The 22997-nt window shown below is 63.5% G+C and carries 14 protein-coding genes; 8 read left to right on the plus strand and 6 right to left on the minus strand.

All coding sequences use genetic code 11. The annotated features are described in order from the left end of the window. The first annotated feature begins 1 nt into the window (after position 1). A complete protein-coding gene (locus tag ATC00_RS26700) occupies positions 2-3148 on the plus strand; it encodes an efflux RND transporter permease subunit (RefSeq protein ID WP_064255067.1) in 3147 nt (1048 codons plus the stop codon). Positions 3149-3200: 52 nt separating this feature from the next. Next, a complete protein-coding gene (locus ATC00_RS26705) occupies positions 3201-3833 on the plus strand; it encodes a TetR family transcriptional regulator (RefSeq protein ID WP_064255068.1) in 633 nt (210 codons plus the stop codon). Positions 3834-3847: 14 nt separating this feature from the next. Here the strand turns inward: ATC00_RS26705 and ATC00_RS26710 are convergent, their stop codons facing one another. Continuing rightward, positions 3848-4234, minus strand: a complete 387-nt coding sequence (locus ATC00_RS26710; RefSeq protein ID WP_064255069.1) for a response regulator — start codon at positions 4232-4234, stop codon at positions 3848-3850. Further along, complete coding sequence (locus ATC00_RS26715; protein WP_064255070.1) at positions 4218-7706, minus strand: chemotaxis protein CheB; 3489 nt, start codon at positions 7704-7706, stop codon at positions 4218-4220. The genes ATC00_RS26710 and ATC00_RS26715 overlap by 17 nt, the downstream gene beginning before the upstream one ends. Before the next feature lie 252 nt (positions 7707-7958). On the opposite strand from ATC00_RS26715, the gene ATC00_RS26720 reads away from it, so the two are divergent. Beyond that, positions 7959-8969, plus strand: a complete 1011-nt coding sequence (locus tag ATC00_RS26720; protein WP_037390694.1) for a chemotaxis protein CheB — start codon at positions 7959-7961, stop codon at positions 8967-8969. 236 nt (positions 8970-9205) lie between these two features. Here ATC00_RS26720 and polA read toward each other — a convergent pair whose 3' ends face one another. Continuing rightward, positions 9206-12220 carry a DNA polymerase I gene (polA, locus tag ATC00_RS26725; protein ID WP_064255071.1) on the minus strand — a complete coding sequence of 1005 codons (3015 nt, stop codon included), beginning with the start codon at positions 12218-12220 and terminating at the stop codon, positions 9206-9208. A gap of 450 nt (positions 12221-12670) precedes the next feature. Between polA and ATC00_RS26730 the strand changes: the two genes are divergently transcribed. From ATC00_RS26730 to ATC00_RS26740, 3 genes are all read left to right on the plus strand, one after another. Continuing rightward, positions 12671-13114 carry a MarR family winged helix-turn-helix transcriptional regulator gene (locus ATC00_RS26730; RefSeq protein WP_064255120.1) on the plus strand — a complete coding sequence of 148 codons (444 nt, stop codon included), beginning with the start codon at positions 12671-12673 and terminating at the stop codon, positions 13112-13114. A 192-nt stretch (positions 13115-13306) separates the two neighbouring features. Continuing rightward, the gene (locus ATC00_RS26735) at positions 13307-14698 is read left to right on the plus strand and encodes a dipeptidase (RefSeq protein ID WP_082912573.1); all 1392 of its coding nucleotides are present in this window, start codon (positions 13307-13309) and stop codon (positions 14696-14698) included. A gap of 268 nt (positions 14699-14966) precedes the next feature. Further along, complete coding sequence (locus ATC00_RS26740; protein ID WP_064255121.1) at positions 14967-15914, plus strand: lysylphosphatidylglycerol synthase transmembrane domain-containing protein; 948 nt, start codon at positions 14967-14969, stop codon at positions 15912-15914. Between the two features lie 15 nt (positions 15915-15929). On the opposite strand, the gene ATC00_RS26745 is transcribed toward ATC00_RS26740, so the two are convergent. From ATC00_RS26745 to ATC00_RS26755, 3 genes are all read right to left on the minus strand, one after another. Next, a complete protein-coding gene (locus tag ATC00_RS26745) occupies positions 15930-16424 on the minus strand; it encodes a hypothetical protein (protein WP_064255072.1) in 495 nt (164 codons plus the stop codon). A 207-nt stretch (positions 16425-16631) separates the two neighbouring features. Then, on the minus strand, positions 16632-17519 hold the full coding sequence (locus tag ATC00_RS26750) for a DMT family transporter (protein ID WP_064255073.1): 888 nt from the start codon (positions 17517-17519) through the stop codon (positions 16632-16634). A 224-nt stretch (positions 17520-17743) separates the two neighbouring features. Then, a complete protein-coding gene (locus tag ATC00_RS26755) occupies positions 17744-18208 on the minus strand; it encodes a pyrimidine dimer DNA glycosylase/endonuclease V (protein ID WP_082912581.1) in 465 nt (154 codons plus the stop codon). Between the two features lie 317 nt (positions 18209-18525). Between ATC00_RS26755 and ATC00_RS26760 the strand changes: the two genes are divergently transcribed. Both ATC00_RS26760 and dnaK read left to right on the plus strand, forming a co-directional pair. Next, positions 18526-20748: a transglycosylase domain-containing protein gene (locus tag ATC00_RS26760; RefSeq protein ID WP_064255074.1), complete on the plus strand. Its 2223-nt coding sequence runs from the start codon at positions 18526-18528 to the stop codon at positions 20746-20748. Between the two features lie 265 nt (positions 20749-21013). Next, complete coding sequence (dnaK, locus tag ATC00_RS26765; protein ID WP_037390649.1) at positions 21014-22939, plus strand: molecular chaperone DnaK; 1926 nt, start codon at positions 21014-21016, stop codon at positions 22937-22939. Positions 22940-22997 lie beyond the last annotated feature (58 nt).

Genomic DNA, 22997 nt, shown 5'->3' on the forward strand with positions numbered 1-22997 from the left:
TATGCCCAGTTTTTTCATCGACAGGCCGATCTTTGCCTGGGTGGTGGCGATCTTCATCATGGTCGCCGGCATCATTTCAATCCCGCTATTGCCCGTGTCGCAGTATCCGGATGTCGCGCCCCCGCAGATCTCGATCAACACCACCTATCCCGGGGCCTCGTCGCAGGACACCTATCAGAGCGTCACGCGGCTGATCGAGGATGAGCTGAACGGCGTCGAGGGCCTGCTTTACTTCGAATCGACCTCGAGCGCCTCGGGCTCCGTCGAGATCAACGCGACCTTCGAACCGGGCACCGACCCCAGCCAGGCCTCGGTCGACATCCAGAACCGGGTGCAACGCGTCGAGCCGCGGCTGCCTGATTCGGTGAAGCAGCAGGGCGTCCAGGTGGACGAGGCCGGCTCCGGCTTCCTGCTGATCATCTCGCTGACCTCGACCGACGGATCGATGGACGCGATCGGCCTCGGCGACTATCTGAGCCGCAACGTCTTGAGCGAAATCCAGCGCGTCCAGGGCGTCGGCCGCGCCCAGATGTTCGCGACCGAGCGCTCGATGCGCATCTGGCTCGATCCGGACAAGATGCTCGGCCTCAACCTGACCGCCGCCGACGTGACCGCGGCAATCCAGGCGCAGAACGCCCAGATCGCCTCGGGCTCGATCGGCGCCCAACCGAACCCAATCAGCCAGCAGATCAGCGCCCCCGTGGTGATCAAGGGCCAGCTTTCGTCGCCGGAGGAATTCGGCGCCATCGTGCTTCGGGCGAACGCCGACGGCTCCGCCGTCCGGCTGCGCGACGTCGCCCGCATCGAGATCGGCGGCGAGAGCTATTCCTTCTCGACCCGCCTCAACGGCAAGCCCTCGGCGGCCATCGCCGTGCAGCTCTCGCCGAGCGGCAATGCGATCTCGACCTCCGAGGCGATCAAGGCGCGGATGGACGAGCTCGCCGAGTTCTTCCCGCCGGGGCTCGAATATTCCATCCCCTACGACACCTCGCCCTTCGTCGCCGTCTCGATCCAGAAGGTGGTGGAGACGCTCGTCGAGGCCATGGTGCTCGTCTTCCTGGTGATGTTCCTGTTCCTGCAGAACATCCGCTACACGATCATTCCGACGCTGGTCGTGCCGGTCGCCCTTCTCGGCACCTGCGCGGTGATGCTGGCGATGGGCTTCTCGATCAATGTCTTGACCATGTTCGGCATGGTGCTGGCGATCGGCATCCTCGTCGACGATGCGATCATCGTCGTCGAAAACGTCGAGCGCATCATGTCGGAGGAAGGGCTGACGCCGAAGGAGGCGACCCGAAAGGCGATGAAGCAGATCACCGGCGCGGTCATCGGCATCACCCTGGTGCTCGCCTCGGTGTTCATTCCGATGGCCTTTTTCCCGGGCGCCGTCGGGGTGATCTATCGCCAGTTCTCGCTGACTATGGTCGTTTCGATCCTGTTCTCGGCATTCCTCGCCCTGTCGTTGACGCCGGCGCTCTGCGCCAGCTTCCTGAAACAGGTCCCGAAGGGCCATCATCACGCCAAGCGCGGCTTCTTCGGCTGGTTCAACCGCAGCTTCGACAGGACCTCGCGCGGTTATACCGGCATGGTCGGGCGCCTGGTGACGCGCACCGGCCGCTTCATGATCATCTACCTGGCGCTGCTCGGCGGCCTCGCCTGGGCATTCCTGCAGCTTCCCTCGTCCTTCCTGCCGGACGAAGACCAGGGCTTCGTCATCGTCATGATGCAGCTGCCGTCAGAAGCGACCGGAAACCGCACGACCGAGGTCATCGAACAGGCGGAGCATATCTTCGGCCAGGAGAAGGCGGTCGATACGATCGTCGCCATCAACGGCTTCTCCTTCTTCGGCACCGGCCAGAACGCGGGGCTCGCCTTCGTGACGCTCAAGGATTGGAGCGAGCGCGACGCCAACAACGCCGCCCAGTCGATCGCCGGCCGCGCAACAATGGCGATGAGCCAGATCAAGGACGCGATCAGCTTCGCGCTGTCGCCGCCGGCGATCCAGGGCCTCGGTACCACCGGCGGCTTCTCCTTCCGCCTGCAGGACCGCGCCGGTCTCGGCGAAGCGGCGCTGGCCGAGGCACGCGACCAGCTTCTCGGCCTTGCCGCCCAGAGCAAGGTGGTGACGGGCGTTCGCTTCGAGGGCATGCCGGATGCGGCCCAGGTCAGCGTCAACATCGACCGCGAGAAGGCCAACACCTTCGGCGTGACCTTTGCCGATATCAACTCGACGATCTCGACCAATCTCGGCTCGTCCTATGTCAACGACTTCCCGAATGCCGGCCGCATGCAACGCGTGACGGTGCAGGCGGACGAGAACCAGCGCATGCAGACGGCCGATCTGCTGAACCTCAATGTCCGCAATTCGAACGGCGGCATGGTGCCGCTCTCGGCCTTTGCCAATATCGAGTGGGTCAAGGCGCCGACGCAGACCGTCGGTTACAACGGCTATCCGGCTGTCCGCATCAGCGGCAATGCCGCTCCGGGCTATTCCTCCGGTGATGCGATCGCCGAGATGGAGCGTCTGGTGGCCCAGCTTCCTGCCGGCTTCGGCTATGAATGGACCGGGCAATCGCTGCAGGAGATCCAGTCGGGCTCACAGGCACCCATGTTGATTGCGCTCTCCTGCCTGCTCGTCTTCCTGTGCCTGGCGGCGCTTTACGAGAGCTGGTCGATCCCCGTCTCGGTCATCATGGTCGTGCCGCTCGGCGTCATCGGCGCGGTGCTGGCGGTGATGATGCGCGACATGCCGAACGACGTCTACTTCAAGGTCGGCCTGATCGCGATCATTGGTCTTTCGGCGAAGAACGCCATCCTGATCATCGAGTTCGCCAAGGAGCTGCGCGAACAGGGCAAGCCGCTGATCGAGGCGACGCTGGAAGCCGTGCACCTGCGCTTCCGGCCGATCCTGATGACCTCGCTCGCCTTTACTCTCGGCGTCTTGCCGCTGGCGATCGCGACGGGCGCAAGCTCCGGCAGCCAGCGCGCCATCGGCACCGGCGTCATGGGGGGGATGATTTCGGCAACGGTGCTGGCGATCTTCTTCGTGCCGGTGTTCTTCGTGTTCGTCATGAAGATCTTCGGGTGGCGAAAAGCGAGGGGCACGGCACCTGGGGCCGCATCCGAGAGCGCTACGCCGGCCGAGTAATGCGTATCAACGGCCCGCCCTCACCGGCGGGCCGTCCAGCAAGGAGAATGACATGCGCCGAACCAAGGCCGATGCCGAGGAAACCCGAAAGAAGATCCTGAGCGCCGCCGAGCGCGTTTTTTACAAGAAGGGTGTTTCGGGTACGACCCTCGACGAAGTTGCCAGCGAAGCCGGCGTGACGCGTGGCGCCATTTACTGGCATTTCGCCAACAAGACCGATCTTTTCCTGGCGCTCTACGATGCGGTGCCTTTGCCGCAGGAAGACATGATTGCGCGTGAGATCGAGACCGAAGCCTCCGACACGCTGGCCATCGTCGAAGCAGCCACCAGCGACTGGCTCGAAATGCTTGCCATCGACGAGCAGCGGCAGCGCATTCTCGCAATCATGCTCCGGTGCGACTACGACAATGAAATGTCGGCCGTACTCGACCGCCAGAAGGAAATGAAGGAGCGCCACACCGCCATGCTCGAACTCGCCTTCGCCCGTGCGCTCGAGCGCGGGCAGTTGCGCGACAACTGGACGCCGACCTCCGCCGTCCGCACGTTGCACTGGATGATGACCGGCCTCTGCACGGAATGGCTGCTCTTCGGCCGCCGATTCGATCTCGCAGCCGAGGGCCGCGACGCGCTGAGGCGCCTCTTCGACAGCTTCCGGCAGACGCTTCCCGCGCAGTCTGCTGCCTGAAGCGAACAGAAACCTCAGGCCGTCAGCATGCTTACGGCGGCGCCAACGAGGTCCTGCTGGGTAGCCGGCTTATCGACCACCACCGCGCCGTCGCATTTCCGTTGCATCGCGTCGGGCAGAGCTTGTCCGCTATAGAACAGGAATGGGATGCCGCGTTCGGCCAGCAGATCGCTGACATTCTCGGTCGTCACATCACCGAGGCGGATATCGAGCACTGCGAGCGAGAGCGGCTCATTTCTGGCCGCATCCAAGGCCGCTTCGAGCGTCAGGCATGGCCCGACAATGTCGGCGCCGGCACCGCGAAAAGCCGCTTCCATGTCGAGCGCAATCAGAAGCTCATCCTCGGCCACCAGAATTCTGGCGCCGGCAAGAGGCAGGTTCTGATCAGCGTTCCGCTCCATTGTGCGGGATCTCCGGGAGCTTGATCTCGATCTTACAGACGACGCCGTCTGGCCGAAACTCGCGGTGAACCGTCGCTCCGGGCAAGCCTTTTTCGATCAGCACGCCGCCAAAGCCCTGTTCGCCCGGCGGTTCGACCGGCGGACCACCGCGTTCCTCCCAAGTAACCGCCAGCCGCCGGTCATTGTTCCCCACTTTCCAGCGGAGGCTCACCTGCCCGTCTGCCGTGGCGAAAGCGCCATATTTCGCGGCATTGGTGGCAAGCTCGTGAAGGACGAGACCGAAGGGGGTGGCGAGATCCGGCGTCAGCATGACCGGCTCTCCCTCTATCTGCAGCCTGCGCCCGTCGGTGCCCGTGTAGGCTTCGAGCTGGCTGAGCGCCAGGGCGCCAAGCTCGGCGCCGTTCCATTCCGAATCGACGAGAAGCTTGTGGGCGCTCGCCAAGGCATCGAGGCGCCCCTCGAATCGCTCGACGAAGTCATCGCTCGAGTGAGTGGTGCGCAACGTCTGCCGCGCCACGGATTGAACGACGGCAAGCGTGTTCTTCACGCGGTGGCTGAGTTCGTTCAGCAGGAGCTGCCGGCGCCGCTCCCAGCGTTTGCGATCGGTGACGTCGCGGGTGCTTTCGAGGACAAGGCGTCGGTCGCCGAGCGGCAGGAGCTCGATCTGGCTCTCCACCGTCAGCACTTGCCCGTCCTTCGTCGTATGGTTCAGTTCGCCGCTCCAATGGCCCTTTTCAAGGAGGGTCCGCCGCAGGACTTCGAAGGATGAGCCCGGCACGACCGTCTTGAGCAGCTCTTCCTTTTGTTTCCCGACGACCTCCTCGCGCGAATAGCCGTAAAGCTCCTCGCTGCCTCGATTCCACTGTTTGATGCCGTCGTCGAAATCCCACACGAAGATCGGCGAGCGTGAGAGCTCGACCAGCCGCATTTCCTGTTCGAGGCGCTGCTTGCTTTCTCGCGCCATCTCTTCGGCCTGGCGGCGCTGCGTAACGTCGACAAACGTCGCCACGACTCCATCGATCTTGTCGTCTATGGTGCGGTACGGGCGCATCCGCACAAGATACCAGCCGTCGTTACGGCTCTTGACCTCCCGTTCTACCGGAGCAAGATCCTCCAATACGGAGCGCGCGTCTTCCGCCAGGTTCTCGTATTCGAGGTTATGCGTGAAATCGGTGATCGGCCGTCCTTCGTCGTTCAGCGTCACGTTGAATATGTCCGTCAAACGCGGCGTGAAGCGCTTGATGCGAAGCGACGGGTTGAGGAAAAGTGTCGCGACATCGGTCGCGGCCATCAAATTCTGCAGATCGCTGTGCGCACGGGACACGCTTTCAAGCTTCAGCTTGAGCTCGTTGTTGACCGTCTGCAGCTCTTCGTTGATCGACTGCAGTTCCTCCTTGCTCGTCTCGAGCTCTTCCGCCGTCGACCGATACTCTTCGTTCATCGACTGGAGCTCTTCGTTGGCGGCGCGCAGTTCCTCGTTGGCCGCTTCCGATTCCTCCCTGGTCGCGCGAAGCCGGTTCTGTGCGAGCTGCAGTTCCTCCTGCAATTGCCGGACCGCCTGATTGGTCGGCACGCGACCGTTCGACGACTCGACGGCGTCTTCGGAAGGGTCCAGCACATCGCCTTCGATGAAGAGCACCAGGGCATGGCGCGTCGGGTCGGTTCCTTGAAGGACCGGCTTTACCTGGAGATAGACGCGATGAGGCTGTCCATCGAGGTGAGCGAGGATCGGCATGCTGAGCGTCGCTTCGTTGCGCTCGAAGGCGCGGTGCAGCGCCGCCCGGAGGTCGAAGCGAAATTCCTCGCGCACGAGGTCCGTCGCATCGGTGCTGACCGGTCCGCCGGATGGCTGCAGAAAGCGACCGGCGTTCTCGGAGAGGTGGACTGCCCGATGGCTTTCATCCACGACCATGCTTGGCGGGGCGATTTTTTCGAGCATCTGCCGGTGCAATGCTGCGTCGCTGACGCTGCCGGCCGCCGATGGCGGGCGTGCGACGACCCGTGTCCGCTCCACCCCGTGGTGCGGGCCGAGCAGCACAGGCAGCACCGGGCGGCGATCGCCGGTGCCCAGTACGGACCTGTAGATGCGCGCCTCGCGATCGATCGTGCGAAACAGTCCCGTAGGATGGTCGGCACTTTCCGACGACCCCAGGAAGAGGAAGCCTCCCGGGTTGAGCGCGTAGTGAAAAGTGCTGCAGGCCTGCTGCTGAAGCTGCCGATCGAGATAGATCAACAGGTTGCGACAGGAAATCATGTCTAGATGGGAGAAGGGTGGGTCTCGCAACAGGCTATGGCTGGCGAAAAGCACGACGTCGCGCAGCTCCCGGCGCACGCGATAGTGATCGCCTTCCCGCTGGAAGAACCGGCGCAATCTTTCCTCGCTGAGATCGCTTTCGACCGTTGATGGAAAACGCCCTTCGCGCGCGATCGCCAGAGCGCCCGCATCAAGATCGGAACCGAAAACCTGAATCTCCGGCGCGAGATCGCGACGCGCCGCTTCCTCGAGCAGGAGGATGCCGATCGTGTAGGTCTCCTCTCCCGTCGCGCAACCGGGGACCCAAACGCGGATGCTGTCGCCGGCTTCCTTCCCGTCGAACAGTTGCGGGATGACGTTCTCGGCCAGCGACTGGAACGCCGCCTGGTCACGGAAGAAGGTCGTAACCGAAATCAGGAAATCGCTGAAAAGCGCCTGCGCTTCTTCCGGATTCTCGCGCATATAGGCGTAATAGTCGGCAAGCGTTTCCTTCCTGGTGACCTGCGCCCGGCGGCCGATGCGGCGCAAGATCGTGGCCCGCTTGTATTGCGAGAAATCGTGACCGGTCCTCACGCGCACATGCGCCAGAATGCGAGCCAGCAGATCTTCGTCGCCGGATCGGATCGGGTGAGAGGGAAGTGCATCGCGGCTCGCGAGCAACTCGATCAGGCGCTCGGAAAGCTCGGGGACGGGAAGCACGAAATCGGCCACTTCGGTCGCAATGGCATTGCGGGGCATCGAGGCATACTCGGCCTCGTTTGGGTCCTGCACCAGGACAATGCCGCCGGCCTCCTTGATGGCCTTGACGCCGATCGCGCCATCTGCACCTGCACCGGTGAGAATGACAGCAAAGCCGGTCCCACTGTGTTCGGCAAGCGATCGAAAGAAAAAATCGATTGGAGCGCGAGCCGCGCGCGTCTCTTCGAACTCAAGCGCGGCAATCGTACCGTCGGCAATCTGCAGCCGCCGATTCGGCGCAATAACGTAGACGTGGTTGTCCTCGAGTTTCGCCGTGTCCTCGACCTGAGTCACCGGCATCCGGGTGCGCGATGCCAGGATATTGGCGAGCTCACTCCGGGCGCGCGGATCAAGATGGATGATGACCACGAAAGCCGCACCGGTATCGGGCGACATGTTGTCGAAGAAGGTCTGAAGGGCCTTGACGCCTCCTGCAGAAGCTCCGATTCCAACAATCGGCGGATCCAATTTCTGGTCCATGCTTAACCTCCCGGCAACATCGCCTGATCAGCCACGATCTCGGCTCGACGTGCCTTCCACTGCGGGATTCGAAATTGGCGCCATTCTACTTCGAACGGCGGCCCCAGCGTGATTTTTTATAGCAGCGGATGAAGGGACCCAACAAGGGTGCTGGGAAAATCTTCCCTTGCCTGCCGCGATGAAGGGCCGCCAATCCGACGCCACATCGAACCTATCCGCTCGTGGAACGTTGTAGGGAAAATGGAGCATGCCATGGACCGCCGCGACGTCATTGCCATTGGGGGGTCGGTGGGAGCGGTTGGCGCCCTGAAGCAATTGCTTGGTGAGCTTCCTTCCGACCTCGCGGCCGCCGTGTTCATCGTCATCCATGTCGGCGCGCGTGGAAACAATCTGCTCGCAGATATCTTCGACGAGCATACTGCCCTTCCCGTCACAACGCCTACTGATGGCGAGCGAGTCGAGCCTGGTCGTGTCTATGTGGCACCTGCAGACCACCATCTTCTCGTCGTCGACGGTGTCGTCAGGCTCGGTCGGGGCCCGCGTGAGAACCTGGCTCGACCGGCGGTCGATCCGCTCTTCAGATCCGTCGGCATGACTCACGGCACCCGAGCCGTCGGGGTGGTCCTGACCGGGATGTTGAACGACGGCGCAGCCGGTCTCGCCGATCTGAAGCGCTGCGGCGGCGTAACCGTGGTGCAGAACCCGCAGGATGCGGCTGCGCCGGACATGCCGCTCGGAGCCTTGAAGGCGAGCGACGTCGACTACCGTGCTTCCCTTGCGGATCTGCCTCAGCTGCTTGTCAAGCTCACGAGCGAGGAGGCCGGGCCGCCGGTTCCCGTGCCGGACGACCTCAAGCTCGAGGTTGACATCGCGCTCGGCCGTCAGATCGACTCTGAAGCGATCGCGACGATCGCCGACGCCGTTCCAATGTCCTGCCCCGCTTGCGGCGGCGTTCTCTCGCAGATCAAGACCTGGCCACCGCTTCGGTTCCGCTGCCAGGTCGGCCATGCCTACACCTCCGATACGCTCGCGGCCGAGTCCGAGGGCTCCGTCGACGAGGCGATGCGGGTTGCGCTACGCATCATCGAGGAAAGGGTGACGCTCAGTGAAAAAATGGCCGACGATGCACGGCGTAGCGGTCGAGACGCCGCTGCCGCCGTCAACAGCCGGCGGGCCGATGAAGGTCGCGAGCATGCGGAAACATTGCGTCGCGCCATTCTCGGCAAGACCGCCGGCGCGGCCGGCGAGGTCGAGGACGCATAGAGATCTCGAGTGACCTGGCTCGGCCTTTTGCACATCCGATCATGGCACGTTGTACAAGACCCTTCCCCAACCCATCCCCACAAGGGGGAGGGGCTACAGTGCCCGCTGCGATCGCCGTCATTTCCGGCCCTTGCCGCAGACACAAAGGTCGGCAAGAGGTGACGACAATGCCGCCCGCTAAGCCCCTCCCCCTTGTGGGGATGGGTTGGGGAAGGGTCGAGAGCCCCCACGGTCGCCTAATGCGCCTCGTCCCAGTTCTGCGCGGCGCGGGCGTCGACCTTCAGCGGCACCTTCATGTTGAGTGCTGGCATGGCGGCATTCTCCATCACAGATACGATCACGGGAAGCGTGCGCTCGATTTCGCTCTCCTCGACCTCGAAGATCAATTCGTCGTGGACCTGGAGCAACATGCGGGCGGAAAGCTTCGCCGCGTTGAGCGCCGGTTCCATCTTCACCATGGCGCGGCGGATGATGTCGGCGGCCGAGCCCTGGATCGGGGCGTTGATCGAGGCGCGCTCGTTGAAAGCGCGGTGTGATGGATTGGAGGAGCGGATATCCGGATAATGGGCGCGGCGGCCGAAGATCGTCTCGACATAGCCGTGCTCGCGGGCAAAAGCCTTGGTGTTCTCCATATAGTCGCGAATGCCGGGGAAGCGCTCGAAATATCTCTTGATGTACTCGCCCGCTTCCGAGCGCTCGATCGAAAGCTGGTTGGCTAGCCCAAAGGCCGAGATGCCGTAGATGATGCCGAAATTGATCGCCTTGGCGCGGCGCCGGATCTCGCTCGGCATGCCGTCCACCGGCACCCCGAACATCTCGGATGCGGTCATCGCGTGGATGTCGACACCATCGGCAAAGGCCTGGCGAAGCTGCGGAATGTCCGCCACGTGAGCGAGCACCCGAAGTTCGATCTGGCTGTAATCTGCCGACACCAGCCTGTGGCCCGGGGTGGCGATGAAGGCGGTGCGGATCTTGCGGCCCTCGGCGGTCCTGACCGGGATGTTCTGCAGGTTCGGTTCGGAGGAGGAAAGGCGCCCCGTCGTGGTGGCGGCGAGCGCATAGCAGGTGTGGACGCGCTTCGTCTCCGGATGCACGAAGCCGGGCAAGGCGTCGGTATAGGTCGATTTCAGCTTGGTGAGCTGGCGCCAGTCGACGATCTTGCGCGGCAGTTCGTGTCCGACGGCGGCAAGCTCCTCGAGCACCGAAGCGGAGGTCGACCATTGGCCGGTCTTCGTCTTCGAACCGCCCGGCAAGCCCATCTTGCCAAACAGGATATCGCCGAGCTGCTTCGGCGAGCCGATGGTGAAGGTCTCGCCGGCCAACCGATAGATCTCGTCCTCGAGCGCTGCGGCGCCCTGTGCCAACTCGCCGGAAAGGCGCGAGAGGATCTGGCGATCGACGGTGATGCCGCGCTCCTCCATCTGCGCCAAGACCGCGATCAGCGGCCTTTCGAGGCGCTCATAGACGCGGGTCAGGCCCTTGGCGGCCAGCCGCGGCTTCAAGACATGCCAGAGGCGAAGCGTCACCTCCGCGTCCTCGGCCGCATAGGCGGTCGCCCTGTGGATGTCGACGAAATCGAAGCTCACCGACGCCTTGCCGGTGCCGGCAACGTCCTTGTAGGGGATTGGCACATGGCCGAGCCAACGCTCGGCGAGTGAATCCATGCCGTGCGCGCCGTTGCCGGCATCCACCACATAGGACATCAGCATGGTATCGTCGAAGCTCTGCAGGACGATGCCGTGCCGCCTCATGACCAGATAGGCGTATTTCAGGTTCTGTGCGACCTTGAGCACCGACGGGTCTTCCATCAGGGCCTTTAGCCGGCTCAGCGCCTCGCGCACCGGCACCTGGTGTTCCACCATGCCACCGCCGAGGAGATCGCTGACGCCGTTCCTGTGGATCAGCGGCACATAGGCGGCGCGGATGGTGCCGCCTAGCGGATTGTTGCGGTAATCGGCAAACGCCATCGAGAAGCCGACGAGTTCCGCCCGCATCGGGTCGAGCGAGTTCGTCGCCGTTTCCAAACCGAGAACGCCCGCCTCGCGCGCATCGGCGATCCACCGGTCGAGGGTTTCGAGATCGCGAATCGTCACATAGGCCGAATGGTCGAAAGGCGCCTTGGCGAAATAGTCGGCGCGCGCCCGCGCCAGTTCCTGGGGCGTCGCGCCGCTGACCTCGGCGTCGCCCTTGCCGGTAAGGAAGGAAACCGCCGCCTTGGCGGCGTTGCCGCGCGGCGGCGTGGCGCTCGACGAGGCCGGCGTCGGCGGCGGACCGGCCGCCTCGCCGACGTCGAGATCGGGCCCATGCGCCTGCGCCCCCCATTCGACCGGCACATGCGCCGGTTCGATTGCCTCCGCATCCGTGTCGGTCGCTGCCGCGACGCGGCGCGTCAAGGTGTTGAACTCCATCGTCTTCAGGAAGGCGATGAGCCTCGGTCCGTCCTGCGAATCGAGCCGCAGATCCTCGAGCGGCACGTCGAGCGGCGTGTCCTTCTTCAAGGTGACGAGCTCGCGCGACAGGCGCGCCTTCTCGGCATTGGCGATGATCGCCTCGCGCCGCTTCTGCTGCTTGATCTCGCCGGCCCGCGAAAGCAGCGTGTCGAGGTCGCCATATTCTTCGAGGAGCTGCGCCGCCGTCTTGGGGCCGATGCCGGGAATGCCCGGAACATTGTCGGTGGAATCGCCGGTCATCGCCTGGAGATCGATCATCTTCTCAGGCGGCACGCCCCATTTCTCGATGACGTCGGGAATGGTGATCTGCTTGTCCTTCATGCTGTCGTACATCGACACATTGGCGGTCACCAATTGCATGAGGTCCTTGTCGGAGGAAACGATGGTGACGCCGGCGCCCACCTCCTCGGCCAGCCGCGCATAGGTCGCGATCAGGTCGTCGGCCTCGTAACCTTCCTTCTCGATGCAGGGCAGGTTGAAGGCGCGGGTGGCGTGACGAATCAGCCCGAATTGCGGGATCAGGTCCTCCGGCGGCGCGGTGCGGTTCGCCTTGTACTGGTCATAAAGCGTATTGCGGAAGGTCTTGGAGGAATAATCGAAGATCACCGCGAAATGCGTCGGCGTCACGCCGACCGAGGTGTCGCGCGCATCGGTCAGCAACTTCCAGAGCATGTTGCAGAAGCCGGCCACCGCATTGACCGGCAGCCCGTCCGACTTGCGGTTGAGCGGCGGGATGGCGTGGAACGCCCGGAAGATGAAGCCCGAGCCGTCGACGAGGAAGAGATGATCACCGTTTTTCATGCGGCCATGGATAGCGCGGGGTGAGCCAAAGGTCCATTGCGGTTTTCGCCCGAATCCTCACGGAAACGTTACGCATTTGTAATGTGCGAGTGGGTCGCACAATCCTTGAAAAGCCACATTTGAATCCTCAAATCAGGGTGAGCGGCACTAAAACGATGCCGTCGTCTGGTGATTGGCCTGTCCCCCGCCCGCACCAGATGTGGACAAAGGCCTCATCCCCCTCTCCGGGCCTTTGTCCCGCTTTCACGAAGCCGCTACGGCGCCGCCTCCGCGCCGTGGCGGTTTTTGTTTGGGGCTACTGCATGTCTCCCTAAATCGATCTCGATCTAAGGCCAAAGACATGCAGCAATTCAAAGTGCTACAGCGTCTGATAAGACGCGCGCGCTGTAGATCCACTCCATCGCCTGCATTGTAACTTGTCTTGATGCCGATTCGGCCCTACGCATGGGCATGGCCTTCAATCGTATGGACTCCGCGACATATCTGGCCAGCCTGCTGGCAAGAAGCTTCTCGCGCGCCCTGCAGGAGCGGGCACAGAAGCTCGGTTTCGCCCCGGGGCAGTTTCCTATCCTGCTGGAACTGTGGGCCGAAGACGGGCTGACGCAGAAGCAGCTTCTCGACCGCCTCGACATCGAACAGGCGACCATGGCCAATACGCTCGCCCGGATGGAGCGCGACGGCCTCGTCGTCCGCCGCAAGCATCCGAACGACCGGCGCTCGCAGCAGATCTTTCTGACGGCGCAGGCCCGCGGCATGGAGGCGGCGGCGAAGGAGGCGGCACTTTCGGCGGAGCAGTCGCTGCTCGCCGGTTTCCGGCGCTTCGAGAAGGAGCTGATGCTCGAATATATGCGCATGGCGCTCGCCAATGCGGCACGCAGGGGCGACCCGTCCTAACGGCCGTCCGGACAATTTGTCGTTGCAGTTTGCTTAAAGCCGCCTCCATTCGATTTTACAGCGCCGCGCGTCCTTTCAGACGCGCAAAGGACGCTGTAACACTTTGAATCTACGCATCGTGCCTTTTGAAAATGGATTTCGATTTTCGGGCCGATGCGCTAGGTTCGCCCGCGAAACCCACAAAGGATTCGCATGATGGCAGACATCACCCCCGTGCTCGAGCGCGCCGACGCAAACCTTCCTGAAAGCCTTGAGCGGCTATTCGATTTCGTTCGCATCCAGTCCATCTCGACCGACCCCGCCTTCAAGGCCGAGTGCCGCAAGGCGGCCGAATGGCTGGTGGCCGAGCTCAAGGCTCTCGGCTTCGAAGCCGCTGTGCGCGACACGCCCGGCCATCCGATGGTGGTCGCCCATCATGCCGCCGCAAAAGCCAGCGCCCCGCATCTGCTCTTCTACGGCCACTACGACGTCCAGCCGGTCGACCCCTTGAACCTCTGGGAGGCTCCGCCCTTCGAGCCGGGAATCAAGGAGCTCGAACCCGGCCGCAAGGTGATCACCGGCCGCGGCACCTCCGACGACAAGGGACAACTGATGACCTTCGTCGAGGCGGTGCGGGCCTACAAGGAGACGCAGGGGGCGCTTCCCTGCCGCATCACCATTCTCTTCGAAGGCGAAGAGGAATCCGGCTCGCCGTCGCTGAAACCCTTCCTCGAGGCCAATGCCGCCGAGCTCAAGGCCGACTATGCGCTGATCTGCGACACCGGCATGTGGGACCGCGAGACACCGGCGATCTCGGCGGGCCTGCGCGGTCTCGTCGGCGAGGAGATCATCGTCAAGGCGGCGGACCGCGACCTGCATTCCGGCCTTTTCGGCGGCGCTGCGGCCAACCCGATCCACATCCTCACCGGCATCCTGGCCGGACTGCACGACGAGACCGGCCGTGTCACGCTCGACAATTTCTACGACGGCGTCGAAGAGACGCCCCCCGAGATCAAGGCGAGTTGGGAGACGCTTGGCCGGACGGCTGAGAAATTCCTTGGAGATGTCGGCCTTTCCATCCCCTCCGGCGAAAAGGGGCGCTCGGTGCTTGAACTGACCTGGGCGCGCCCAACAGCGGAGGTCAATGGCATCACCGGCGGCTATACCGGCGAAGGCTTCAAGACGGTGATCGCGGCGCAAGCCTCCGCCAAGGTCTCCTTCCGCCTCGTCGGCGACCAGGACCCGGCAAAGATCCGCGAGAGCTTCCGTGCCTATGTCCGGTCAAAAATTCCGGCGGACTGCTCGGTGGAGTTCCACGCGCATGGTGCTTCGCCGGCTATCCATCTTCCTTATGACTCGGCGCTTCTCACCACCGCCAAGGTGGCGCTGTCCGCCGAATGGCCGAAGCCGGCCATTGTGATTGGCATGGGCGGCTCGATCCCGATCGTCGGCGATTTCCAGAAGATGCTGGGCATGGAATCGCTGCTCGTCGGCTTCGGCCTTGCCGACGACCGCATCCACTCGCCCAACGAGAAGTACGAGCTCACATCCTTCCACAAGGGCATCCGTTCCTGGATCCGCATTCTCGACGCCGTTGCCGCATGACTCTCGTCAGCCGCTGCGAAGGCGTTCGCGGCGGCTGACCCTCGATGGAAGGACTTCCAATCAGATATCCGGCCAGCGCTGCTTGACCTCACCGCGCCGGAATGCTTCCCTTTTGAAAAGCACAGAATGGGAATGGGCTGTTGGCAAGGGTGAGTATCGAGGCATCGCGTCTCAAGCGCGATTCTTTCTGCGACGGCGGATGTGGCCGCTCTGGCAACGCTTTCCATGCCTGCACAAGCCGCGGTCGATCCATCGCCCTGGCGCCAGCATGACACGGCTAAAGGCATATTTCTGGCCCGCCGTGGGGCTGGCGGCGATCGTTTTTTCGGTGCGTGCGCTGGTCCACGAACTGCGCGGACTTTCACTGAACGAGTTCATTGTCAGTTTCCAAGCGATCTCGATCGGAAGCTGGTCGCTGGCCATAGGCTCGACGCTCGTGGCCTATGCGGCCCTTGCCGCCTATGACAAGCTGGCGCTCGACCATCTCGGCCATCGCATCTCGATCTGGTTCATAACGCTCTGCTCGTTCACGACCTATGCGCTATCGCACAATCTTGGCGCCTCGGTGTTCTCCGGCGCCGTGGTACGCTATCGCGCCTACCGTTCCAAGGGGCTGACACCGGGCGAGATCGGCGTTCTCGTCGCCTTCTGCTCCTTCACCTTCACCCTCGGCACGCTGATGCTGTCGGCAATCGTGTTGCTTGCCAAGCCGGACATCATCGAACGCTTTGCCGAGGTGCTGCCGATCGAGATGTCGCTGACGACGGGCGGCCTGCTCCTGACGTTTATCGGCCTTTACATCCTCGGAAGCCTGGTCGGGCTTCGGCCGCTGCGCACCCGATGGTTCCAGCTTCACTACCCGCGGCCGGCGATTGTGCTCCGGCAGTTGGTGATCGCCCCGGTCGAACTCCTCGGCGCGGCCGGCATCATCTATTTCGCACTGCCGGAGGCCGGCAACCCGGGCTATGTCGTCATCCTCGGCATCTTCCTCGCCTCCTTCTCGGCGGCGCTGCTCTCGCACGCGCCGGGCGGGCTCGGCGTGCTCGAACTCGTCTTCATCGCCGCACTGCCCGAGATGGATCCCGCCGACGTGCTGGCGGCGCTGGCAATCTTCCGCCTGCTCTATCTTTTGATCCCGTTCGTCATGGCGCTTGTCGTCATCTTCGTCTTCGAGCATTCGCGCTTCCTGGAGCAGCGCGACGCGAAGGGGTCGTAGCGACTCGCGTTGCCGTCAGGGCGCGTTGCAGACGCCGGGTATCGCTTTCTCGATCGGTCCCTCCGCCTCCTCGAGACGTGCCGTCTCGATCTGGTAGGGGGTGAACGGTGGCACTTGCAGCGACGGATTGATGATCCGCGCGACATAGCAGCCGGAGAAGAAGCGGATCTTGCCTTGCTGCTCGACCGACTTGATCGCCACCGGCACGGCCGAGTAGATGCTGCCGGCGGCGCCCTCGGTCGTGACCTCGCCGATCCGGATCTCGACTGATTCGGTTTTGGCATAACCATCGGCAAAGGCCTTGAACTCGCCGACCGGCTTCGAATCGCCGAAATAGCCATAGGCCCTGGCATATTCCTTGCGGTTGATGGCGTTATAGAGCGAGCGAACGAGCGTCGCCCCATCCGAACGGTCGTCGACATAAGGGACGGAGTCTTGCGCCCTGACCTCGGCGCTCAACGCCGCCAGGGCTGCTGCCGACACCGGCAGCAGGATCGAACGAAATCTCATCGTCTTCCTTTCGCAAGGATGAACATGGCCGGCCGAATCGCCGACGGAGGCCGGTACGATTGGTCATGATCACGACGATTTTGAGTTGAGGGATCGAACCGTCCTAAAGCGCGTCGCGTTCAGACGTATTCACGCGGCGCGCGTTAGGTCTTTGTTTTTGTGCATGTCGTTATCCCAAAACCGCTGCACACTTTTGGGCCACATGCATTAGACCGGCGGGAGTCCCGCCTTGCGTCTTGCGACTACCCGCTCGCGCCAGACGGTGAAGATACCGGCCGCCACCACCAGCAGCGATCCGAGGATCATGTTGGCGGTCAAGGTCTCGCCGAAGATCGTCACACCCATGATCGAGGCGAGGACGAGCTGCAGATATGTGAGCGGCTGCACCGCCACCGCATCGAGCAGGTCATAGGCACGGATGAGGAAATAGTGGCTCAGGCTGCCGGTGACGCAGAGAAGGATCATCCACATCCAGTCCGGACCCGACAGCGTCGCCCAGAAGAACGGGCCGACGAGGCTGATCGCCGCGGCACCGACGACGCCGGTGTAGAAGAAGCTCGTCATCGCCGAATCATCGCGGCTGACGAGCCGCGTCGTGATCGCATAGATCGCGAACATCAGCGCCCCGGCAAGCGGCAGGAGGAAATCGACCTCGAACGTCCCCCCGCCCGGTTTCAGGATCAAGAGCACGCCGACGAGGCCGGCCGTGATCGCCGACCAGCGGCGCCAGCCGACCCGCTCGCCGAGAAGCGGCATCGACAGCAAGGCGACGAAGATCGGCGTCGCCGCCAGGATCGCCTGCGAATGGGCAAGGCCCACGACGGTGAAGGCCGTGATCACCACGACGATCTGCGCCGGCAGCAGCACGCCGCGCAATAGCTGCAGCAGCGGCCTCTTCGTCACCGCGGTGGCGCGGAGCCCGGCCGGCGACCGCCAGGCCAGCGTGACGGCAAAGGCGGCAAAGGCCCAGTAGCGGATCATCGCCACGAAGACCGGCGGATAGTTGGAGCCGAGATGTTTGGAAAGCCCGTCCTGGATCGAGAAGATGACGATCGCCAGCAGCGCGAAGACGTAGCCGTTAGCCTTGGTTCCCATGGGCTCGTCGATACACGCGTCCAGCGGCTGAAACCACGACTTTCTCTGGCAGCGCGCCCCAGTCGCTGCGAGAAGCGGGTGCGTTGACAGAAAAAGACCCCGAGCCGGGAGGAGGTGGCGTCGGGGTCTTTCAAACTTGGCCGGTTCCTGGGAGGAGGAGTGAAACCGACCCGCATCGGGCGCCGCGGGAGGAGGTGCAGCGCTTCGATGAGGATGATCATAAGTCATTCCGGCTGATTTAATACTGCCAATGTTGCATCGCAGCATTGCAGCGGATGCAAAGCGGATGAATGACCGGCGCCTCGGCGCGCTGTTCCGGCCAACCGCTCTCGGATACGCTCGCGATTGAGCGCCATGGCTTCGGAGGTCGGGTCCCAGTCATTGCACCATTCCAAAGGGAGATCGCCGAGCAGGCCTTCGGCCTCGCGAAAGGCCGGCCGGTAGCCGCGCCGCTGCATTTCCGCGATCAGGCTTGCTTGGCGCTTGGCGAGATAGGCAAGCCGGCTGTAGAAGAACCGGACATGGCCCTTGCCGAGCGTATAGACGGGCGGATTTCGCGGATCGCTCGGGCTCTCGCCGCGTGCGATGGCCGCCCGAACGAGCGCAAAGACGCGCGGCAGTTCTCTATATTCGGCAACCAGATGCGGGCCACACAGTTCCGAAGGCGGAATGCAGTTTATTCTGGTCACTGGCGCCAATCCGTTTCCCTGTAACGCCGAGCCGCTCCCGGTCCTCGCATGCAATATCTAATGTAACACCTGCCGAGCACAAGGCGGCCGCAGCGGCCCTGCCAATGACAGGATGCGCAACCGGCAACGCCAAGGTTTTGAAGGTGCTGGGTTTTTCCCACGCGCCAATTCTTAACTCCCCCTTAAATTGCCGCATTTACAGTCGAGGGATCGGCATGGAGCGGAGCGGCAAGACCGGTGCCGCACGATAATCGCGCCGCCGGTGTCGCCTGGAGCGACGATGAACCGGTTCGGCTTCAGGGGACAATCCTTCCGGCATGGCGAGCAGAAACTCAGGGCAGCGGATCGAGCCTTCCTTCGGCGGCGACTATGATGACGACGACGATCTGCGGGCCGATGCAAGCGACCGCCTCAGCAGCGGCGGACGCAAGGCCAAACGTGCGGGGCCGAGCGGCAAGGGCGGCCGCGAGACGCGCAGCCGGCGCCGCCGCGGCGGCGGGTCGGGCGGCGGCTTTTTCGGCCCGCTGCGTCGGCTTGCCTATTGGTGCGTCGTGCTTGGCATCTGGGGCGCGATCGGCGTCGGCGGGCTGGTGCTCTATTATGGCGCGCGCATGCCGAGTGCGACGAGCTGGTCGATTCCCGAGCGTCCACCGAACGTCAAGATCCTCGCCGTCAACGGAGACATCGTCGCCAATCGCGGTGCGACCGGCGGCGAGGCGCTGGCGCTCGAGGACATGTCCCCCTACATCCCGCAGGCGGTGATCGCCATCGAGGACCGCCGCTTCTATTCGCATTTCGGCGTCGACCCGCTGGGGCTGGCGCGCGCCATGCTGACCAATCTGACGACTGGCCGCATGGTCCAGGGCGGCTCGACGCTGACGCAGCAGCTTGCCAAGAACCTGTTCCTCTCGCCGGAACGCACCCTTGAACGAAAGGTGCAGGAGGTGCTGCTCGCCTTCTGGCTGGAGCAGAAATACACCAAGGACCAGATCCTGGCGATGTATCTCAACCGCGTCTTCTTCGGCTCCAACGCCTATGGCGTCGAGGCGGCGTCGAGGCGCTACTTCAACAAGTCGGCGCGCGACGTCAATCTCGGCGAGGCGGCGGTGCTCGCCGGCCTGCTGAAGGCGCCATCGCGGCTTTCGCCGGCGCGCGACCCTCAAGCCGCGGAAGCGCGCGCCCAGGTGGTGCTCGGCGCCATGCGCGAGGAAGGCTTCATCAGCGATGCCGAGATCAAGACGGCGATGTCGCAGACGCCGACGCGGGCCAAGAGCTTCTGGTCGGGCGCCGAGCACTATGTCGCCGACATGGTGATGGACCAGCTTCCAGGCATGATCGGCGAGGTCAAACAGGACCTGATCGTCGACACCACCATCGATCTGACGCTCGAGAAAAAGGCCGAAGAGGTGATTGCGGCCACGCTCGACGACGAGGGCGGCAAGCTCAACGCCTCGCAGGCGGCGCTCGTCTCGATCGACGGCACCGGTGCGATCCGGGCGCTCGTCGGCGGCCGGGACTATGCGGAGAGCCAGTTCGACCGGGCATCCAAGGCCAAGCGCCAGCCGGGCTCCGCCTTCAAGCCCTTCGTCTATGCGGCGGCGCTCGAAATCGGCCGCACCCCCATGTCGGTCAGGAACGACGCGCCGGTCAGGATCGGCAACTGGACGCCGGAAAACTACGACCAGAAGTATCGCGGCGAGGTGACGCTTGCCGATGCGCTCGCCAACTCACTGAACACCATCGCCGCGCAGCTCGTGATGGAGGTGGGGCCGCCGAACGTTGTCAAGCTCGCGCATCGGCTCGGGATCGATTCGGAAATGCAGGCGAATGCTTCGATCGCGCTCGGCACGTCGGAAGTCACCCTCGTCGAGCTCACCTCTTCCTACGCCCCCTTCATGAATGGCGGCTTCAAGGCGACGCCGCATGTCATCCGCCGCATCTCCACCGCCGAAGGTACCGTGCTTTACGAAAACACATATGACAACCCGCCGCGCGTTCTCGATCCGGCGATCGTCAGCGAGATGAACCGGATGATGGTGCGGGTGCTGACCGACGGCACCGGCAAGAAGGCGCGGCTGCCGGACTGGGAGTCGGCCGGCAAGACCGGCACGACGCAATCCTTCCGCGACGCGCTGTTCGTCGGCTATACGTCGAATCTCACCACCGGCGTCTGGTTCGGCAATGACGACGGCAAATCGATGAAGAAGGTGACCGGTGGCGGGCTGCCGGCCAGGGCCTGGCACGATTTCATGGTGGCCGCCCATCAGGGACTTTCTCCCTCGCCGCTCTTCGGCACGACCGGTGTCCAGCCGGTCTTCGAGGAGACTGGCCCCATTGCCGGCGGCGAGGCCCCGCCTGACGGCCTTGGTGATCCCGCAGCCTTCCCGGAACGGCCGGCGACAATGGACGGTGCGGTCGCCGCCGATCAGTCCCGCCCGATGGAAGAGCCGACGGGCGGCCCCATTCCGCCGGCGGGGGTCGGCGAGACGACCGGCGCGACCCGTCGCACCACGCTTTTCGAGCTCTTGACCGGCGGCTGAGCGCGGGCACACACCGCAAGGCCAGCCTGGCCGATCGCTGGCGCACGCATCGCGCGCGGAAGCGATCGGCACGGGACCGCGGAGAGGTGGCTTGCATTTGCCCCTGATCCCCCCGCAGAATGCCTTGCAGTCCGAAACGCCGGTCCTTATATACGCCGCATCGGCGCAGCCGCGGCTGCGATGAAATGCAAAAGACCATCCCGTTAGGGGCTGTCCCATGAATGCCTGACCGGGTTCCGACAGTCCGCTGCAAGGAGAGAACGACATGGCTAAAGTTATTGGTATTGACCTCGGAACGACCAACTCCTGCGTCGCCGTCATGGACGGCAAGGACGCGAAGGTAATCGAAAACGCCGAAGGCGCGCGCACCACCCCGTCTATGGTGGCCTTTTCGGACGACGGCGAACGCCTCGTCGGCCAGCCGGCCAAGCGCCAGGCGGTCACCAATCCCGAAAACACCCTTTTTGCGATCAAGCGCCTGATCGGCCGCACCTTCGAGGATCCGACCACCCAGAAGGACAAGGGGATGGTCCCCTACAAGATCGTCAAGGCCGACAATGGCGACGCCTGGGTCGAGGCGCACGGCAAGAACTATTCCCCGTCGCAGATCTCCGCGATGATCCTTCAGAAGATGAAGGAAACGGCCGAGTCCTATCTTGGCGAGAAGGTCGAGAAGGCCGTCATCACCGTCCCGGCCTATTTCAACGACGCCCAGCGCCAAGCCACCAAGGATGCCGGCAAGATCGCCGGTCTCGACGTGCTGCGCATCATCAACGAGCCGACCGCGGCAGCGCTTGCCTACGGCCTCGACAAGAAGGAAGGCAAGACGATCGCCGTCTACGACCTCGGCGGCGGCACCTTCGATATTTCCGTGCTGGAAATCGGCGACGGCGTCTTCGAGGTGAAGTCGACCAACGGCGACACCTTCCTCGGCGGTGAAGACTTCGACATGCGTCTCGTCGAGTATCTGGCTGCCGAGTTCAAGAAGGAACAGGGCATCGATCTCAAGAACGACAAGCTCGCGCTGCAGCGCCTCAAGGAGGCTGCCGAAAAGGCGAAGATCGAGCTGTCTTCCTCGCAGCAGACCGAGATCAACCTGCCGTTCATCACCGCGGATGCGTCCGGTCCGAAACACCTGACGATGAAGCTGTCGCGCGCCAAGTTCGAGAGCCTTGTCGAAGACCTGATCCAGAAAACCATTGCGCCGTGCAAGGCAGCCCTCAAGGATGCCGGCGTTTCGGCTGCCGAGATCGACGAAGTCGTTCTCGTCGGCGGTATGACCCGCATGCCGAAGGTCCAGGAAACCGTGAAGCAGCTCTTCGGCAAGGAGCCGCACAAGGGCGTCAACCCGGATGAAGTGGTCGCGATGGGTGCCGCCATCCAGGCCGGCGTGTTGCAGGGCGACGTCAAGGACGTCCTGCTCCTCGACGTGACGCCGCTGTCGCTTGGCATCGAGACGCTTGGCGGCGTCTTCACCCGCCTGATCGAGCGCAACACGACGATCCCGACAAAGAAGAGCCAGGTCTTCTCGACCGCCGACGACAACCAGTCCGCCGTGACGATCCGCGTCTCCCAGGGCGAGCGCGAGATGGCGGCCGATAACAAGCTGCTCGGCCAGTTCGATCTCGTCGGAATTCCGCCGGCACCGCGCGGCATGCCGCAGATTGAAGTGACCTTCGACATCGACGCCAACGGCATCGTCCAGGTTTCGGCCAAGGATAAGGGCACCGGTAAGGAGCACCAGATCCGTATCCAGGCCTCGGGCGGTCTTTCCGACGCCGACATCGAGAAGATGGTCAAGGACGCCGAGGCCAATGCCGAGGCCGACAAGAAGCGCCGTGAAGGGGTCGAAGCCAAGAACCAGGCCGAAAGCCTGATCCATTCTTCCGAAAAGTCGCTGAAGGAATATGGCGACAAGGTTTCGGAGACGGATCGCAAGGCGATCAGCGACGCGATCGCAGCGCTGAAGACCGCTGTCGAAGCGTCCGAGCCGGACGCCGAGGACATCAAGGCGAAGACCAACACGCTCATGGAAGTCTCCATGAAACTTGGTCAGGCGATCTATGAAGCTCAGCAGGCCGAAGCGGCGCACGCGGATGCCGCCGCCGACGCCAAGCGCGACGGCGACGACGTCGTCGACGCCGACTACGAGGAAGTCAAGGACGAGGACGACCGCAAGCGTTCGGCATAAGCCCGCCTCGATCGAACAGCGAAGCCCGGGAGCGATCCCGGGCTTTTCTGTATCGCTG

Source organism: Sinorhizobium americanum, from assembly GCF_001651855.1.
In the GTDB taxonomy this organism is placed as follows: Bacteria; Pseudomonadota; Alphaproteobacteria; order Rhizobiales; family Rhizobiaceae; genus Sinorhizobium; species Sinorhizobium americanum.

What these genes read in the sequence shown, in the direction of transcription:
- ATC00_RS26730 (WP_064255120.1), top strand. Translation starts at nt 12,671, where the DNA reads ATGGCCTTCAATCGTATGGACTCCGCGACATATCTGGCCAGCCTGCTG.
- ATC00_RS26700 (WP_064255067.1), top strand. Translation starts at nt 2, where the DNA reads ATGCCCAGTTTTTTCATCGACAGGCCGATCTTTGCCTGGGTGGTGGCG.
- ATC00_RS26750 (WP_064255073.1), bottom strand. Translation starts at nt 17,519, where the DNA reads ATGGGAACCAAGGCTAACGGCTACGTCTTCGCGCTGCTGGCGATCGTC.
- ATC00_RS26715 (WP_064255070.1), bottom strand. Translation starts at nt 7,706, where the DNA reads ATGGACCAGAAATTGGATCCGCCGATTGTTGGAATCGGAGCTTCTGCA.
- ATC00_RS26720 (WP_037390694.1), top strand. Translation starts at nt 7,959, where the DNA reads ATGGACCGCCGCGACGTCATTGCCATTGGGGGGTCGGTGGGAGCGGTT.
- ATC00_RS26740 (WP_064255121.1), top strand. Translation starts at nt 14,967, where the DNA reads ATGACACGGCTAAAGGCATATTTCTGGCCCGCCGTGGGGCTGGCGGCG.
- ATC00_RS26745 (WP_064255072.1), bottom strand. Translation starts at nt 16,424, where the DNA reads ATGAGATTTCGTTCGATCCTGCTGCCGGTGTCGGCAGCAGCCCTGGCG.
- dnaK (WP_037390649.1), top strand. Translation starts at nt 21,014, where the DNA reads ATGGCTAAAGTTATTGGTATTGACCTCGGAACGACCAACTCCTGCGTC.
- ATC00_RS26705 (WP_064255068.1), top strand. Translation starts at nt 3,201, where the DNA reads ATGCGCCGAACCAAGGCCGATGCCGAGGAAACCCGAAAGAAGATCCTG.
- ATC00_RS26760 (WP_064255074.1), top strand. Translation starts at nt 18,526, where the DNA reads ATGGCGAGCAGAAACTCAGGGCAGCGGATCGAGCCTTCCTTCGGCGGC.
- ATC00_RS26735 (WP_082912573.1), top strand. Translation starts at nt 13,307, where the DNA reads ATGATGGCAGACATCACCCCCGTGCTCGAGCGCGCCGACGCAAACCTT.
- polA (WP_064255071.1), bottom strand. Translation starts at nt 12,220, where the DNA reads ATGAAAAACGGTGATCATCTCTTCCTCGTCGACGGCTCGGGCTTCATC.
- ATC00_RS26710 (WP_064255069.1), bottom strand. Translation starts at nt 4,234, where the DNA reads ATGGAGCGGAACGCTGATCAGAACCTGCCTCTTGCCGGCGCCAGAATT.